The sequence below is a fragment of the Rhodanobacter ginsengisoli genome, from assembly GCF_042657065.1.
Classification (GTDB): Bacteria; Pseudomonadota; Gammaproteobacteria; order Xanthomonadales; family Rhodanobacteraceae; genus Rhodanobacter; species Rhodanobacter ginsengisoli.
In genome coordinates this window covers 282,461-300,585 of the sequence record NZ_JBHSNF010000004.1, presented here as the reverse complement: position 1 = coordinate 300,585, position 18,125 = coordinate 282,461, and the positions used below count along the sequence as shown (strand labels likewise).

Genomic DNA, 18,125 nt, shown 5'->3' with positions numbered 1-18,125 from the left:
GCTCTGGGCAATATCGTAATTGCGCGGTCCCGGCCCTCGCCGCAGCATGAACCCGAGGTCGGCGGCGGCAGCGCCCTCGACACCCTCGATCCGCGGGCGTTCGTCGCCGCAACCGGCCCGGCCCGGTTGCGGGCCACGCGGCGGCACGGGGACTCGGGAATGCAGGTCGTGGTCCGCGCCGACGCGGGCCATGCGAAAGGAAATGTCATCGGCGGCCGGGACAGGCCGCCGGACGGGGCGGCGGCACCGGTCCGGCCGTGTCCCGACAGGCTCAACTTGAGGAAGTCACATGTCATATTTCGATTCCATCGCGCCGGTGCGTTACGAAGGGCCGGACAGCGAGCAGCCGCTGGCCTTCCGCCATTACGACGCCGGGCGGCGCGTGCTGGGCAAGACGATGGCCGAACACCTGCGCTTTGCCGTGTGCTACTGGCACACCTTCGTCTGGCCGGGCGCCGACATGTTCGGCCAGCCCACCTTCGAGCGCCCCTGGCAGACCGGCGGCGACGCGATGGCGATGTCGCTGGCCAAGGCCGACGCGGCCTTCGATTTCTTTTCCCGGCTCGGCGCGCCGTTCTACACCTTCCACGACACCGACGTGGCGCCGGAGGGGAGCAGCCTGCGCGAGTACGTGAACAACTTCGCGCAGATGCTGGACGTGCTCGAGCGCAAGCAGGAGCAGACCGGCATCAAGCTGCTGTGGGGCACCGCCAACCTGTTTTCCCACCCGCGCTACGCGGCCGGAGCGGCGACCAGCCCGCAGCCGGAGGTGTTCGCCTATGCGGCGACGCAGGTGTCGCACGCGATGGCGGCCACCCGGCGCCTGGGCGGGGCGAACTACGTGCTGTGGGGTGGACGCGAGGGCTACGACACCCTGCTCAACACCGACATCCGGCGCGAGCGCGAGCAGCTGGGCCGTTTCATGAACATGGCGGTCGAGCACAAGTACAAGCTCGGTTTCGACGGCGACATCCTGATCGAGCCCAAGCCGCAGGAACCGACCAAGCACCAGTACGACTACGACGTCGCCACCGTCTGCGGCTTCCTCAAGGACTTCGGCCTGGAAGGCGAGATCAAGACCAACATCGAAGGCAACCACGCGACCCTGGCCGGGCACTCGTTCCACCATGAGGTGGCCACCGCGATCGCGCTGGGCGTGTTCGGCAGCATCGACGCCAACCGCGGCGATGCGCAGAACGGCTGGGACACCGACCAGTTCCCCAACAGCGTGGAGGAATCCACGCTGGTGATGTACGAGATCCTCAAGGCCGGCGGCTTCGGCAAGGGCGGCCTGAATTTCGATACCAAGGTGCGCCGCCAGAGCAACACCCCGGCGGACCTGTTCCACGGCCATATCGGCGCGATGGACGTGCTGGCGCTGGCGTTGCAGCGCGCCGCCGGCATGCTGGAGCGCGACCTGCTGGGCGAGCTCAAGGCGCAGCGCTACGCCGCCTGGGACGGCGAACTGGGCCAGCGCATCATGGCCAGTGGAAGCAGCCTGGCCAGCGTCAGCGACGAGGCGCTGGCGCAGCAGTTCAATCCCCGCCACGTCAGCGGCGAGCAGGAGCGGCTGGAGAACCTGGTCACCCGCTTCATCCATGGCTGAGCGCATGCACCCGTCCGTGTGCCCGCGCGGGAGGCCGCACTGATGTTCGTCGGCATCGACCTGGGCACCTCCGGCGTGAAGGCCGTGCTGCTGGATCGCGACGGCACGCTGCGCGCCAGCGCGACCGCGCCGCTGACGTTGTCGCAGCCCCATCCGCGCTGGTCGGAGCAGGATCCCGAGCAGTGGTGGCAGGCCACGCGGGCGGCGATGGACCAGCTGATCCTGCAGGCCGTGCAGCATGGGCTGGCGCCCGCGGCGATCGAGGCGATCGGACTGACCGGGCAGATGCATGGCGCGACCCTGCTGGACGCGCAGGGGCAGGTGTTGCGTCCCGCGATCCTGTGGAACGACGGCCGCAGCGAGGCCGAGTGTGCCGAGCTGGAACGCGTGGCGGCGTTTCGTGCGATCACCGGCAACCTGGCAATGCCGGGGTTCACCGCGCCGAAGCTGCTGTGGCTGCGCCGGCATGAGCCGGAACTGTTCGGGCGCATCGACAAGGTGCTGCTGCCCAAGGATTACCTGCGCTACCGGTTGAGCGGCGACTTCGTCAGCGATCCCTCGGACGCGGCCGGCACGCTGTGGCTGGACGTGGGGCGGCGCGCCTGGAGCCCGGCGATGCTGGCCGCCTGCGGCCTCGACCAGGCGCAGATGCCGGGCCTGGCGGAAGGCTCGCGGGTGACCGGCTACCTGCGCGGCGACCTGGCGCGACGCTGGTCGATGGGCGAGGTGGCGATCGCCGCCGGCGGTGGCGACAACGCGGCCGGCGCCGTCGGCATGGGTGTGGTGCGGCCGGGTCAGGCGATGCTGTCGCTGGGCACGTCCGGCGTGTTCTTCGCGGTGTCCGACGGCTTCCATGCGCTGCCGCAACAGGCGGTGCACAGCTTCTGCCATGCGCTGCCCGATACCTGGCACCTGATGTCGGTGATGCTCAACGCCGCCAGCTGTCTGGACGTGGCCGCGCGGTGGGGCGGCTATGACGGCGTCGGCCGCATGCTGGAGGCCGCACAGGCCGCGCCGATGCAGGCGCAGCGGCCCTGGTTCCTGCCCTACCTCAGCGGCGAGCGCACGCCGCACAACGACGTGCATGCCGCCGGGCTGTTCTATGGACTGACCCCGGGCACGCGGCGCGAAGACATGGTGCATGCGGTGCTGGAAGGCGTCGGCCTGGGCCTGCTCGACGGCATAGAGGCGGTGCGGGCGGCCGGCGTGGACACCGGGCCGGTCAGCGTGATCGGTGGCGGCACGCGCAGCACGTACTGGTTGCAGATGCTGGCCGACATCCTCGGCCGACCGCTGCAGCTGCACAGCGGGGGCGACGTCGGTCCCGCGCTGGGCGCGGCGCGTCTGGCGCGCATGGCAGTGGACGGCGACGAGGACCCCGCCGCCGCCTGCCCGCCACCGCCGCTGCTGCAGGTGCTGCAACCGCACATGGACCGCCACCAGGACTATCTCGCGCGGCGCCAGCCGGTGTTTCGCGAACTCTACGCGCGGCTGAAGGGATTGCGCCGCGACGATCCCGCGGTGGACGGCCGCGGCCACGCGGCGTGAAGCCAGGCCGGATCCGTCGCGCTGGTACAGTCGATTCTTTGTCGGTCACGCAGAAACTCTATCCAGGGGAACAGGCATGAACGTTGCCGTCGCAACACAACAACAGAGCAGCGAAAATACCGGCTTCATCGTGCTGATCAGCCTGGTCGCCACCATCGGCGGCTTCCTGTTCGGCTTCGACAGCGGCGTCATCAACGGCACCGTCGAGGGACTGCAGAAGGCGTTCCACGCGGATTCCTTCGGTACCGGCTTCAATGTCGCCTCGATGCTGCTGGGATGCGCGGTCGGTGCGTTCTTTGCCGGACGCATGGCCGACCTGTACGGCCGCCGCAGCGTGTTGATCGTCGCGGCGCTGTGCTTCGTCGTCTCCGGCTGGGGCTCGGGCATCGCCGGGGCGTCCACCGCGTTCGTGATCTACCGGATCATCGGCGGGTTGGCCGTGGGTGCGGCCAGCGTGATGTCGCCGGCCTACATCAGCGAGGTGTCGCCGGCGCGCTATCGCGGCCGGCTCGCCACGGTGCAGCAGATCGCGATCATCTCCGGCTTGTTCGCCGCCTTCCTCAGCAACTATGCGCTGGCGGGCATCGCCGGGTCGTCGGTCAATCCCTTGTGGTGGGGCTTCGAGGCGTGGCGCTGGATGTTCTGGATCGAGATGATTCCGGCCGCGTTGTTCCTGCTGGCGCTGGTTGGCATTCCGGAGAGTCCGCGCTATCTGGTGGCCAAGGGTCGCAAGGAGCAGGCGCTGCAGGTGTTGACGCGCCTCTACGGCGAGTTCACGGCGCGGCTCACGTTGAGCGACATCCAGGGTTCGCTGGCAGCGGACCACCGCCCGCGACTGCGCGACCTGTTCGACCAGGCCCGCCGCCGGATCCGGCCGATCGTCTGGGTCGGCATCGGCCTGGCCACGTTCCAGCAACTGGTCGGCATCAACGTGGTGTTCTACTACGGCGCCGTGCTGTGGCAGGCGGTGGGCTTTTCCGAGAGCGACGCCCTGCTGATCAACGTGCTGTCCGGGGCGCTGAGCATCGGCGCCTGCCTGGTGGCGTTGATGCTGATCGATCGGATCGGACGCAAGCCGCTGCTGTGGATCGGCTCGGCCGGCATGACGGTGACCCTGGCCGTGGTCGCCTGTGCGTTCGCCAGTGCGGGCACGGGCGCCGGCGGCCAGCTGGCCTTGTCCGGGCCCATGGGCGTGCTGGCGCTGGTGGCGGCGAATGCCTACGTGGTGTTCTTCAATGTCTCCTGGGGCCCGGTGATGTGGGTGATGCTGGGCGAGATGTTCCCCAACCAGATCCGCGGCTCGGCACTGGCGGCCGCGGGCGCGGCGCAATGGACGGCGAACTTCCTCATCACCATCACCTTCCCGATCCTGCTTGCCGGCATCGGCCTGGCCAGCGCCTACGGCATCTACGCCCTCGCCGCGCTGCTGTCGGTGGTCTTCGTGCTCAAGTACGTCGACGAAACCAACGGCAAGGAACTCGAACAGATGCCGGGGTGACGAGCATGGTGGATACGTCCCGCCGAGACGTCTTCAAGATGATGCTGGTGGGTGCGGCAGCCGCACCGTTTTCGCTCAAGGCAGCCGCCCCCGTCGCGCGTGGCTCCGGTCAGGGGCAGGCGACGCGCTGGCGGCCCGGCATCGAAGGCCAGCGTCGCGCCGATCTGGGCGATGGAACCTACCTGAATCCGATTGTCGCGGGCGATCATCCCGATCCGACCATCCTCAAGGACGGCGACGACTACTACATGACGTTCACGCCGTTCCAGGCGTGTCCCGGCCTGGTCATCTGGCATTCCACCGATCTGCTCAACTGGGCGCCGTTGACGGCTGCGTTGAACAAGCCGCTCGGCAACGTCTTCGCGGCGGACCTGTGCAAGCACGCAGGCCGCTACTTCATCTACATCCCCGCCAGTGTGGGCGACGCGGGCTGGTCGATCCATGTGATCTGGGCGGACCGGATCGTCGGCCCATGGAGCGACCCGATCGACCTGAAGATCGCCGGATGCATCGATCCGGGGCATGTGGTGGGCGAGGACGGCAAGCGCTACCTGTTCGTCAACGGCATCCGCATGATCCGGCTCACCGACGACGGCCTGGCCACGGATGGCACGCTCGAACATGCCTATACCCCCTGGCGCTATCCGCAGGACTGGGTCGTCGAGGACTTTGCCCCCGAGGGACCGAAGTTGCTCCGTCATGGTGGCTGGTTCTATCTGGTCAGCGCCGTGGGCGGCACCGCGGGTCCACCCACCAGCCACATGGTGATCGCGGCGCGATCACGGTCGGTGCATGGCCCCTGGGAGAACTGCCCGCATAACCCATTGGTGCGTACGCAGTCGGTGGACGAGCCCTGGTGGTCGCGCGGCCACGCCAGCCTGGTCGAAGGACCGGGTGGCGACTGGTGGATGGTGTATCACGGCTACGAAAACGGCTTCCGCACCCTGGGCCGGCAAACCCTGCTGGAGCCGATGGAATGGACCGCCGACGGCTGGTTCCGGGCCACCGGCGGCGATCTCTCGCGACCCTTGCCGAAGCCACGAGGCGGCCGCAACGGGCCCTCGGGTCAGGCGTTGTCGGATGACTTCTCCGCCGACAAGTTCGGTGTGCAGTGGAGCCTTCACCATCCCCGGCCGGACGAGATGGGGCGGGTCCATTATCGACCGGACGGACTGCACCTGGACGCCAGCGGAAGCTCGCCGGCGGACAGCATGCCACTGACCTGCCTGCCCGGGGATCGCGCCTACGTCGCGGAAGTCACCCTGGAGCTTGTCGGCCAGGCCGAGGGCGGCCTGCTGTTGTTCTACAACCCGAAGGCGTTCGTCGGCATCGGATTTTCGCCGCATGCGCTGAAGACCTTCGAGTACGCCGCGGAGCTGGCTTGGATGCGTTCGCCGATCTCGACCTCCCGCGTGCGCATACGCCTGACCAATGACCGCAACGTCATCACGTTCCACTACTCGCACGACGGCGGCAAGACCTGGACGCTGCACGGACTTCGCATGGAAGTCTCCGGCATCCACCACAATGTCTTCGGAGAATTTCTCAGCTTGAGGATCGGCATCTACAGCGCCGGCGAAGGCAGCATCGTTCTGCGCGATTTCACCTATCGTGCGATCGACCCGGGCTGAACGAACGGCCGGGCCCCTCGATGATCGACGTCCATGCCTGCGGGCAGGTCGTCGCGAGGGTCCGACTCCGCTGCCGGCGAACCGCACCGGCAGCGGCTCCCCCGCATCGCGTCATCGCCGTTTTGCTGGCATGCAGCACGACCCGCCCGAAGTGCCTGCGGCCGCCTCCGCCGACCGGCGCGCGCACGCGTGCTGCGCACGCGATCACGACAGCGACTCGCGCGATCCCGGATTCTTCAGTGCCGGCGCGTGATCGCGACTTCATCGACGCGTGTGCCGGCTTGCCCGTACGCGCCCAGGCGCGATCGCGTCGGTGCATCGCCACCGAGCGAACGCGCACACGGAACGACCGGAATCGTCGCTGTTTTGCGGCGAACGCAAAAGAAGAAACGTGAGCCGCGCTGGACAATTTCGTAATTGCGCCCCCGCACCCGCCACCGCAGCATGCAACGCGTAACGCATCGCCGAGACCGTATGGCATGTTTCCGAGAGAAACGGGTGGTGCGTCCGCAAGAGTCACCCGGGGTATGCCGTTGCAGCCGAAGCCATCGTCGATGCGCCGGCCCGCGGTGAAAGTCCCGCGGTCAGCGAACAATCATGGGAGGGGCAACAGGTGAACGATCGGTCCAGCAACAGTGTTCGGCAACAGGGATCCGCGCAGCTGCGGCGCACGGGTCTTTCCATGGCCATTGCGATCAGTGTGGCGATGCTTTACCTGCCGGCACAGGCATCGGCACAGCAGGCCACGTCCGCCGCCGCCGGCAGTCAGGGCGTGGACCAGGCCGTCCCGTCGAAGGTCGCCGCCAGGAAGGCCAAGGCGGACCAGAAGAAGGCAGCGACCCAACTCGGCGAGGTCGTGGTGACCGGTATCCGTGCATCGGTCGAGAAGGCGCAGGACATCAAACGCGACGCCGACACCTTCGTCGATTCGTTATCCGCCACGGACATCGGCGCGCTGCCGGATCGCAGCGTCACTGAAACCCTGTCGCGCATTCCCGGCGTCACCATCGACCACTTCATCTCCCAGGGCGATCCGGAGCACTTCTCTGCCGAAGGCAATGGCGTGCAGGTGCGCGGCCTCACGCAGGTGCGTTCCGAATTGAATGGCGGCGACAGTTTCTCCGCCAACGGCGGGCGTGCCCTCAGCTTCCAGGACGTGCCGTCGGAATTGATGTCCGGCGTCGACGTCTACAAGAACCAGACGGCCGCGATGATCGAGGGCGGCCTGGGCGGCACGGTAAACCTGCGCACCTTCATGCCCTTCGACTTCCAGGGCCAGAAGGTCGCCGCTTCGGTCAGCGAGAACTATGGCAACTTCGTCAAGAAGTACAAGCCGTCCGCCTCGGTGCTCTACAGCAATCGCTGGCACACCAGCCTCGGCGAAATGGGCTTCCTCGTCGATCTCGCCGATTCCCGCCTGGCCACGCGTACCGATGGCCTGTTCGTGCGTCCGTTCTTCAAGAACGCAGGCGGCACCTGGGTGCCGCGCGGCGCCGACTGGCGCACCTTGCTCTACGATCGCAAGCGCGATGGCGCCTACATGGCCTTCCAGTGGCGTCCCAGCGACAATCTCGACCTTTACGCCACCGCGTTCCAGAGCAAATACCACGAAGTCTGGGACGAGGATGCGATCTTCGTGAGCAACGACCCGACGCAGGTGATGGTGGATCCCAGCCAGCCCAGCGAAATCAATGGTGGCGTGTTCCAGTCCGGTCGCCTCACGCAGAATGGCGGCATGCCGATGGGCACCGACATCCGCGCATCCAGCAGCCACTCCAAGACCACGGACTTCTCCACCGGGATGAAGTGGCGGCTGGGCACGAGCACCGAAGTCACGAGTTCGTTGCAGTTCGTCAGGGCCACCACCAACAGTCTGGATTCCACGGTGGCCCTGGGCACGAACGTGCCCTACATCGACGTCGCCCTGAACGGCAGCAGCCCGCCGCACATCGGCGTCGATTCCGCCTTCACCGGGGACCCCGCCAATTACTACTGGGGGTTCACCATGGATCACCAGGTTCAGAACTATGCGAAAGAACTGGCCTGGCGCGCCGACATCGATCACAGCTTCGCCGACGGGTTCGTGCAGGGGCTGAAGGGAGGCGTGCGCCTGACCAACCGCTATGCCAACAACATCGATACCGGCTACAACTGGAAGCCCGTGTTCCAGACCTGGATGCAATATTGGGCGTTGCCCGGCGGCGTTCCGCTGCCCGGCCTGGACTTGAACGGCACGGTCAATACCAGCCTGGTGCACCTGGACAAGTTCAACAATTTCTACAAGGGCGGCGCCGGCATACCCGGTGCGTTCTATGCACCGCTGCTGTCGACCGCGCTGGGCTACCCGACCAGCTACCAGGACATCCACGCCGCCGCCGATCCGTTCTACACCTGCTGCTATGCCGGCACGTACCAGAACACGGTGCTCGATGCTGCGCACACCAATGTCCAGCACGAAAAGACCTACGCGGCGTACGGCATGCTCGAATTCGGGGTGGACGATGCCCATCTGAGCGGCAACGTCGGCGTGCGTGCGGTGAGGACCACGAATGCCGGCCAAGGCTTTCTGGTGTTTCCCAACCAGCCGTTGGCGCCCTATCTGGGCGCAGGCCAGACCGCTCCCATCAACGCCCGCAACGAGTACACCGACATCCTGCCCAGCTTGAACCTGAAGTGGGAGTTCGCTCCGAACCTGATCACGCGGTTTGCCTTTTCCAAGGCGATTGCGCGGCCGGACTTCAGCCAGATGCAGGCCTATCAGATTCTCAATGCCGACGTGCTGTCAGGCTATACGCCGCCGCCCGGCACCACCACCCTGCCGCTCGACAAGCTGACCCTGACTGGCAATTCCAACAGCAATCCGTACCTGACGCCGATGAAGGCGAACCAGTTCGATCTGTCGCTGGAGTGGTATTTCGATCCGGACCGCGGCGGCATGGCCTGGGTCAACTTCTTCCACAAGGGGATACGCGACTATTTCCGCAACGAGTCGCGGTTCGTGACGTATCCAGGTGTCGACGGCAACAACTATCAGTATCTGATCACCCGTCCGGTGAACGTCGGCAAGGCGACGATCGATGGCGTGGAAATCGGCTGGAACGAGTTCTTCGATTTCCTGCCGGTCAAGGGCTTCGGCATGTCGGCGAACTACACCTACATCCGCAGCAGGACCCATGTGCCGAACGACACCACGGCGGTGCCGGTGGATACGGATGGTTCCGGGTACGGCAGCCTCCCGGCGGATGGCCTGTCGAGGGATTCCCTCAATGTCGCCGGCTTCTACGAGCACGGTCCGTGGCAAATCCGGCTGGCCTACAACTGGCGCAGCCAGTATCTGCTGTCGATCGGTCCGAACGGCTACAACGGGACCGACAACAACATTCCGTGGAAGCTGCCGGTATTCGCCGACGCCTACGGACAGCTGGACGGTTCGATCTTCTACTCGTTCAACGAACACGTGAAGCTCGGCCTGGAGATGAACAACCTCAACAACGCCGAACAGCGCACGATCATGTATCAGAACGCATCCGGCAAGCACATCACTTCCTGGTACGTGAACGACACCCGTTATGCACTGACGCTGCGCGCGACGTTCTGATCGTGCAGTGCCCGAGCAGTCGATCGGGGTTCCGGCATGGGGCGGGGCATCCAGGGTTGGGTGCCTTGCCGGGCGCCGGAAGAAACCCGCCGCGTTCCGGCATGTTCAGCGCGTAGGGCGTGTGGGCAGATACGCATGCATGTATCCACGCGATGGGGTCGGTCGGGTGGTATCCCGCGCGGTCATCCAGCACACATGAGGGAAGCGGAATGAAACGATTCATGCTTGGGGTGATCTGCACGCTGGCGTGCCAAATGGCTGCCGCATCCGTCGTGGTGAAGGAAATCAGCTATCGCGGCGACGATGGCGGCCCGGTGCCGTCGCCGACGCAATACCGCAATCCGGTGCTGACGGGCTTCTACCCCGATCCGTCCGTCACCCGGGTCGGTGATGATTTCTACCTGGTCAACTCCACGTTCGGCTACTTTCCCGGGCTTCCGGTCTTCCACAGCCGGGATCTGGTCGACTGGACGCAGCTGGGCAATGCGATCGACCGGCCCGACCAGATCCATTACGGCCACGGCGAATTGACCGGCGGGTTGTTCGCCGCCTCGATCAGCCACTACGGCGACACGTTCTACATCACGAACACCTGCTTCTATTGCGACAAGGGCAATTACCTCATCACGGCGAAGAATCCCGCCGGGCCGTGGTCGAACCCCGTCTGGCTGGGATTCGAAGGGATCGATCCCTCCCTGTTTTTCGACCAGGACGGCACCGCGTGGGTGGTGAACAACGGCATGCCTGAGGGGAAGCCCCGCTACGAAGGGCATCGCGCGATCTGGATCCAGCAACTCGACCTCGCCTCGATGAAGTTGATCGGACCGCGCAAGGTGCTGGTGGATGGCGGCGCGAATCCCGCCACCCAGCCGCAATATGTCGAGGGCCCGCACCTGTTTCGCCATGGCGGCTACTACTACCTGAACACGGCCGAGGGCGGTACCGGCGAACAGCATGCCGAGATGATTTATCGCAGCCGCAAGATCACCGGCCCGTACCTGCCGTGGGATGGCAATCCGATACTGACCCAGCGTGACCTTGCGCCTGGCCGGCCGCATCCGGTGACGTCGACGGGGCATGCGCAGCTGGTCGAGTTGCAGGACGGATCCTGGTGGGCGGTGTTCCTGGGAACGCGACCTTATCGTGGGAACCAGTACAACCTGGGCCGCGAGACCTTTCTGCTGCCGCTGACATGGCACGACGGCTGGCCCGTGATCCTGCCGCACGGCAAGTCGGTTCCCCTGGTGGAACAGCGACCCGACTTGCCCCGCGAGGCGCAAGCGGTGCCGATGAACGGGCCGTTCCACTGGACCGAGCGCTTCCGCGCGCCGAGCTTGCCCATGCAGTGGATGACGCTGCACCCGCCAAGCAGGCGCTGGTTTGCCACCGGCAGTGAAGGCCTTCGCATCCAGCCTTCAGCGGTGCCGCTGGGCGACGACACATCCGCCCAGCCGGCCTATGTGGCGCATCGGCTGCAGCATCACCGGGCCACGATCGATGCCCGGTTCGATGTGCGCGGGCTCGAGCCCGGCGAACAGGCGGGACTCGCCATGTTGCAGAACGAAACCCATTTCTACGCGGCGGGCCTCGTCCGCCACGAGTCGGGCGACGTGCTGGAGTTGGATCGGCGCGCGAGCAAGGACGATCCGCTTGCGGGTGTCGCGCTCGGCCACGTCGACTTGCCCGGCAAGACCACCGCTGTCTCCATCCGTTTCAAGGTGGATGGTCCGCGCCTGGACGTCCTTTACGCCGTCAACGCAGGCGGCTGGCACGTACTGCGGCGGGGGCTGGACGCCAGCCTGCTGAGCGCCGCAACGGCAGGCGGTTTCATCGGTGCCACGTTCGGTCCCTACGCCTGGCTGCAGTCAACGAGAAGCGCCAGCTTGCAGAAGACACATGGTGATTGAGCGGTACCGTGCGTGCGCGGCATGGCGGCGACGATGCCGCCATGCCGCGCGGCGTCGTTGAAGACTTCAGCCGCGAATGGCAGCGGAGAAAGAGGAACGCGGGCAAGGCCTGCTTGTCGAGAGCACGCTCGTGCGAAGCCTCATCGCGTGCCGTCGCAAGCGTTCGATGAGAGTAAACGAGCGCCGATTGCGGCAAGCGCAAAAGAAGAAACGCCAGTCGATCTGGCTGATTTTGTAATTGCATCTCTGCGCCCGCAACCGGAGCATGTTCCTTGCACCGTTCGGACCGTTTCGCGCACTTCATGGCAAGGCAGGTCGCGCGCATGGACGAGCCCATCCCGGGAACGCTGTGGTCACCCAGGCCATCGCTGGTGAGCGGGTCGGCATGTTCAATCCTTGCAGTCAGCAAACCATCGTCGGAGGGGAATCAAGTGAACGACCGGTTCGGCATCACCGCTGCTGACGAAATGATGCGCCCTCCAACGAAAAGCGCCCTTGTTCGTCTGGGCTCCCGCTGCCTGTTGATGCTCTGTCTGCTGGTATCGCTGCCAGTCGCTGCGCAAGGGGTTCCGTACGCATGGCACAGCGTGCGCATCGGTGGCGGCGGATACGTCAGTGGGCTGGTGTTCCACCCGACGGAGAAGGGGCTCTACTACGCACGCACCGACGTCGGCGGCGCCTACCGCTGGGATGAGCCGACGCGGCGATGGATTCCGCTGACCGACTGGCTCGGTGCCGACGACAGCAACCTCGACGGCATCGACAGCCTCGCGCTGGACCCGCACGACACCGGCCGCGTCTATCTGGCCGCCGGCACGTACACCAACGCCGCCACCGGCAACGCCGCGGTCCTGCGCTCGCACGATCGCGGCCGCACGTTCCAGCGGGTCGATCTGCCGTTCAAGCTGGGCGGCAATGAACTGGGCCGCGGCAATGGCGAGCGCCTGGCGGTGGATCCGAACGACGGCCGCATCCTGTTCCTCGGCTCGCGCACGGCGGGACTGTGGCGCAGTGCCGATCACGCGGCGCACTGGGCGCGCGTGGGCAGCTTTCCGGCGGTGGCGACGTCGCTGGCCGCCACCGCGGCCAACAGCTGGCGACGGCAGTCGATCGGCATCGTGTTCGTGGTGTTCGATCCGGCCAGCGGAAAGCCGGGCCGGCCGACGCCGGTGCTGTATGCCGGCGTGTCCACGCGCCAGACCAGCCTGTTCCGCTCGACCGATGGCGGCGCGCACTGGAGCGCCGTGCCCGGTCAGCCCACCGGCCTGCGCCCGAGCCACATGACGCCCGGGCCCGATGGCAACTATTACCTGACTTATGGCGACGAGCCCGGGCCGGACCAGATGCACGACGGCGCGGTGTGGAAGTTCAGCCCGCCCGATGGGCGCTGGACCGACATCACGCCGATCCCCCGCCACGGACAGCCGAGCGGCTTCGGCTGGGGCGACGTCGCGGTGGACGCGCACGACCCGAACATCTTGCTCGCCACCACGTTCTGCCATTACACGCCGTACGACGAGATCTACCGCAGCACCGACGGTGGCCGGCACTGGGCCGCGGTATTCCCGCGCTCCTCGTTTGATCATTCGAATGCGCCATGGACGCGCGACCATCACCCACACTGGATGAGCGACATCGCGATCGATCCATTCGATCCGGACCACGTGCTGTTCGTCACCGGCTACGGCATCTGGGCCTCGCGCAACATGCGCGCGTTCGACCACGGCGGCACGGTGGACTGGTGGTTCCAGGACACCAACCTGGAAGAGACCGTGCCGCTGGGTCTGGCCAGTCCCGCCGCGGGGGCGCACCTGCTCAGCGCGGTCGGCGACCTGGACGGCTTCCGCCATGACGATCTCGATGTCGCGCCGTTGCAGTTCGCTACGCCGCCGCGCTACGCGAATGGCTACAGCATCGACGTGGCCGGGCAGGCACCGCAGGTGGTCGTGCGCACCGGGCGCATCCGCGATGCGTCCGGCGCGGTACGCGCCGCGTACTCGCTGGACGGTGCGAAGAGTTGGCGCGCGTTCGCCAGCGAGCCCGGCGGGCAGGGTGAGGGCAGCATCGCGGTCGCCGCCGGCGGTCGCGGCGCGCTGTGGTTTCCGCACGATGCCGGCAACGGCTACATCACGCACGACTGGGGCCGGCACTGGCGCGCGGCCGACGGCTTGCCGAAGGCGGCGCGCGTGTTCGCCGACCGCGTCGATCCGCAGCGCTTCTATGCCCAGGACCTGCATGGTGGCGGCCTGTTCGTCAGCCGCGACGGCGGGCTGCATTTCGCGCCGATCGGTGGCCGGCTCGATGCGATCGCCCACGCGTCCTACCAGCCGCCGCAACGTCCCACCGACGCGACGGCGTATGCGCTGCCAGGCCATGCGGGCGAGCTGTACCTGATCAGCGCGCGCGCCGGTGTGGTGCACGGGCGTGCCGACGGCACGGTGCTGTGGCAGAGCCGCACGATCGATGCGGCCGACTCGCTGGGCTTCGGCAAGCCCGCGCCGGGGCGCGACGAGCCGACCCTGTTCCTGGCCGGCAAGGTGGCCGGCCGGCGCGGCCTGTTCCGCTCGACCGACAGCGGCGCGCACTGGCTGCGGATCAACGACGACACCCACCGGTACGGCGAGATCGGTCACGTCACCGGCGACCCGCGCCGGTTCGGCCGGGTGTATTTCGCCACCGGCGGGCGCGGGATCTTCTACGGCGACCCGGCCGTGTCCCGCCCGGGCAGCGCCGCGTCCACGCACACGGAGACACCATGAATCGCATTCGCACGAACTCACTCCCCGTTCGCTGTCTCGTCGCCTTGCTGCTGGCCGTGCCATTGGCCGCGCAGGCGCGTGTCGAGCTGCCGCTGATTTTCGGCGATGGTGCCGTACTGCAGCGCGACCAGCCGATGCGGGTATGGGGCTGGAGCGCGCCGCGGGCCCGCGTGCGGGTGCAGTTCGACCATAGCAAGGCCGACGTCAGCGCGGACGCCGCGGGTCGCTGGCACGCCCGGCTGCCGGCGCATGCCGCGGGTGGCCCGTTCACGCTGAGCGTGCGCAGCGGCAACGACGAGACCGTGTCGCACGACCTGCTGGTGGGCGACGTGTATCTCGCCTCGGGCCAGTCGAACATGGAGTTCGAGCTGTACAAGGCGCGCAACGCCGTCGCCGAAATCGCCCACGCCACCGACGGCGCGATCCGCCAGATCAAGATTCCCGACAGCTGGAGCACCCAGCCTGCCGATCATCTGCCGGGCAGCCACTGGGTCGCCGCCTCGCCCGACACCGCGGCGCAGTTCTCGGCGGTCGCGTATTTCTTCGCCCGCGAGATCCGTGCCGACCAGCACGTGCCGATCGGCATCATCAACGACAACTGGGGCGGCAGCCGGATCGAGCCGTGGATGGATGCGGCCACGGCCGGTGTGAAGCCCGCGGCGATCGAGGCGCGTATCCAGCGCGAGAACGCTGCCCAGGCCAGGCTGATGGCCGGCACGCGCCAGCGCCTGGCGCGCTGGACGGGCGTGCTGGAGGCGACTGGAGCCGACCCCGATCAGGCGCGCTACGCCGCCGCCGATCTGGACGAACACGACTGGACCCCGATCGCGGTGCCGGCCCTCTGGGAGTCGCAAGGCTACGACGGCATGGACGGGGTCGCCTGGTACCGCACCCATTTCACGGTGAGCGCGGCCGAAGCGGCGCAGGGTGTGACGCTGGATCTGGGCATGATCGACGACTCCGATTTCAGCTGGGTCAACGGCACCCTGATCGGCCAGACCGACAATGCCTGGAATCACCTGCGACACTATCGCGTGCCGCCGGCCGCGCTGCATGCGGGGCGCAACACGCTGGCGATCCGGGTCGACGACCTGGGCGGGGGTGGCGGCGTGCATGGCGAACCGGCCGATCTCGCGATCCAGCCGGCGGGCGGCCAGCCGCGCCGCCTTGCCGGGCCGTGGCTGTTCCGCCCGGAAGCGGTTCGGCTGGTGGCGACCGAGCAGAAGAACCAGATACCGACCCTGCTGTACAACCGCATGATCCATCCGCTGCTGCCGCTGTCGCTGCGCGGCGTGCTCTGGTACCAGGGCGAGGCCAACACGGCCGATGAGGATGCCTTCGTCTATCGCGACCAGTTCAAGGCGTTGATCCGCCAGTGGCGGCGCGATTTCGACCAGCCGGACCTGCCGTTCCTGTGGGTGCAGCTGGCCAACTTCAAGCAGGGCGCCGATACCGCCACCACCAGTGGCTGGGCGATGTTGCGCGAGTCGCAGTCCGCCGCGCTGGTGCTGCCGCATACGGCGCAGGCGGTGACCATCGACGTGGGCGATCCGGACACGATCCATCCCACCAACAAGCAGGCCGTGGGCCATCGCCTGGCGCTGGCCGCGCGCCACGTGGTCTATGGCGAGTCGCTGCTGTACAGCGGCCCGGTATACCGCGCGATGACGGTGGAAAACTCCGCGATCCGGCTGCACTTCGCCACGGCCGGCAGTGCGCTGCGGGCGCGCGGCGAGGCGCTGGCGGGCTTCACCATCGCCGGCGCCGACCGGCATTTCCATCCGGCGCGGGCACGCATCGAGGGCGACGATGTGGTGGTGCAGGCTGCCGACGTCGGCGCACCCGTCGCGGTGCGCTACGGCTGGAGCGAGAACCCGGTCGACGCCAACCTCGTCAACGCCGCCGGCCTGCCGGCCTCGCCATTCCGCACCGACTCGTGGTGATCCCGATGCCAACGTCCCTCTTTCGCCGCGGCCTGTCGTCCGCGCTGCTTGCCGTCGTCCTCGCCGGCAGTGGCCTCGCCCATGCTGCCACGCCGCCGCCGAAGATCGTCAGCGCGCACGGTCGCCACGAGCTGCTGGTCGACGGCAAGCCGTTCCTGATGCTGTCGGCCCAGGTCAACAACTCCAGCGCCTGGCCGGCGATGCTGCCCAAGGTGTGGCCGGCGATCGAGGCGATCCACGCGAACACGGTGCAGGTGCCGATCGCGTGGGAGCAGATCGAGCCGGTCGAGGGCAGGTTCGATTTCAGCTTCCTGGATACGCTGGTGACCCAGGCGCGCGAACACGACGTGCGGCTGGTGCTGCTGTGGTTCGCCAGCTGGAAGAACAACGGCCCGAATTACGCTCCGGCCTGGGTCAAGCTGGACAACCGGCGCTTTCCACGGGTGCTGAAGAAGGACGGCAGCTCGCTCAATTCGCTGTCGCCGTTCGGCGCGAACACGCTGGCCGCCGATCGCGCCGCCTTCGTGGCGCTGATGACGCATCTGCGCCAGCTCGACGGCGATCGCCACACCGTGATCATGCTGCAGGTGGAGAACGAGTCGGGCACTTACGGCAGCGACCGCGATCATTCGGCAGCCGGCGACCGCCTGCTGCAGTCGCCGGTACCGGCGGCCGTGCGGAACAAGACCGGCAAGCCGGCGGGCAGCTGGCAGCAGGTCTACGGCAAGGACGCGGCGGAGTTCTCCTACGCCTGGGCGGTCGCGCACTACATCAATCAGGTCGCCGCCGCGGGCAAGGCCGTCTACGACCTGCCGATGTACGCCAACGTGGCGCTGCGCGACCCGTTCCATCCGGGGCCGCCCGGCGGCTACGCCAGCGGCGGGCCGACCGACAACGTGCTCGGCATCTGGCGCGCGGCGGCGCCGTCGCTGGACCTGCTGGCGCCGGACATCTACATGCGCGAGTACGCGAAATACACCACCGTGCTGGACCGCTACGCGCGCGCCGACAACCCGCTGTTCGTCGGCGAAACCGGCAACGACCTGCCGTACGCGCGCTACCTGTTCGCCGCGCTGGGCCATCAGGCGATCGGCTTCTCGCCGTTCGGCATCGACTACACCAAGTATTCGAACTGGCCGCTGGGTGCGCGGGTGATCGACGCGGACACGATCCAGCCGTTCGCCGCCAACTACGCCTTGATCGCGCCGATGCAGAGCCTGATCGCCGGGCTGAGCTTCGAAGGCAAGGTGTGGGGCGTGGCCGAACCGGAGCAGACCCACGAGCAGACGCTGGACCTGGGCGACTGGCGCGTGCACGTCGGCTACGGCCAGCCGCAGTTCGGCATGGATGCGCCCACGGGCAACGCGCAGCCGCTGGGCGGCGTGTTGATCGCCCGACTCGGCAAGAACACATACCTGGTCACCGGCTACCACGCGCGGGTCAACTTCCTGCCGCCGAAGGGTCACGACGGCGAGCACTTCCTGTTCGAACGAGTGGAGGAAGGCCATTACGACGTCGACGGCCAGTGGCAGTTCGTGCGCGAGTGGAACGGCGACCAGACCGATTACGGACTCAATTTCACCAGCCAGCCGCAGGTCCTGCGGGTCACGCTGGCGACGTACTGAAGGGATGTAC

At 67.2% G+C, this 18,125-nt stretch carries 9 protein-coding genes; all 9 read left to right on the top strand.

Annotated elements, in window-relative coordinates; all coding sequences use genetic code 11:
* Positions 1 to 289 precede the first annotated feature (289 nt).
* Entirely contained in the window at positions 290 to 1,606 is a 1,317-nt protein-coding gene (gene xylA / locus ACFPPA_RS17350) for a xylose isomerase (protein ID WP_377322183.1), read from the top strand.
* Between the two features lie 42 nt (positions 1,607 to 1,648).
* The gene (gene xylB, locus ACFPPA_RS17345; protein ID WP_377322181.1) at positions 1,649 to 3,154 is read left to right on the top strand and encodes a xylulokinase; all 1,506 of its coding nucleotides are present in this window, start codon (positions 1,649 to 1,651) and stop codon (positions 3,152 to 3,154) included.
* A 76-nt stretch (positions 3,155 to 3,230) separates the two neighbouring features.
* Positions 3,231 to 4,652, top strand: coding sequence for a sugar porter family MFS transporter (locus tag ACFPPA_RS17340; protein WP_377322179.1), 1,422 nt, complete (start codon positions 3,231 to 3,233; stop codon positions 4,650 to 4,652).
* Between the two features lie 5 nt (positions 4,653 to 4,657).
* The gene (locus ACFPPA_RS17335; protein ID WP_377322177.1) at positions 4,658 to 6,283 is read left to right on the top strand and encodes a family 43 glycosylhydrolase; all 1,626 of its coding nucleotides are present in this window, start codon (positions 4,658 to 4,660) and stop codon (positions 6,281 to 6,283) included.
* 682 nt (positions 6,284 to 6,965) lie between these two features.
* A complete protein-coding gene (locus ACFPPA_RS17330) occupies positions 6,966 to 9,881 on the top strand; it encodes a TonB-dependent receptor (RefSeq protein WP_377322175.1) in 2,916 nt (971 codons plus the stop codon).
* A gap of 221 nt (positions 9,882 to 10,102) precedes the next feature.
* The gene (locus ACFPPA_RS17325) at positions 10,103 to 11,788 is read left to right on the top strand and encodes a glycoside hydrolase family 43 protein (protein ID WP_377322252.1); all 1,686 of its coding nucleotides are present in this window, start codon (positions 10,103 to 10,105) and stop codon (positions 11,786 to 11,788) included.
* Positions 11,789 to 12,255: 467 nt separating this feature from the next.
* A complete protein-coding gene (locus tag ACFPPA_RS17320; RefSeq protein ID WP_377322173.1) occupies positions 12,256 to 14,547 on the top strand; it encodes a WD40/YVTN/BNR-like repeat-containing protein in 2,292 nt (763 codons plus the stop codon).
* Positions 14,544 to 16,490 carry a sialate O-acetylesterase gene (locus ACFPPA_RS17315; RefSeq protein ID WP_377322171.1) on the top strand — a complete coding sequence of 649 codons (1,947 nt, stop codon included), beginning with the start codon at positions 14,544 to 14,546 and terminating at the stop codon, positions 16,488 to 16,490. Before ACFPPA_RS17320 ends, ACFPPA_RS17315 begins: the two co-directional genes overlap by 4 nt.
* Before the next feature lie 5 nt (positions 16,491 to 16,495).
* On the top strand, positions 16,496 to 18,115 hold the full coding sequence (locus ACFPPA_RS17310) for a DUF5597 domain-containing protein (RefSeq protein WP_377322170.1): 1,620 nt from the start codon (positions 16,496 to 16,498) through the stop codon (positions 18,113 to 18,115).
* Positions 18,116 to 18,125 lie beyond the last annotated feature (10 nt).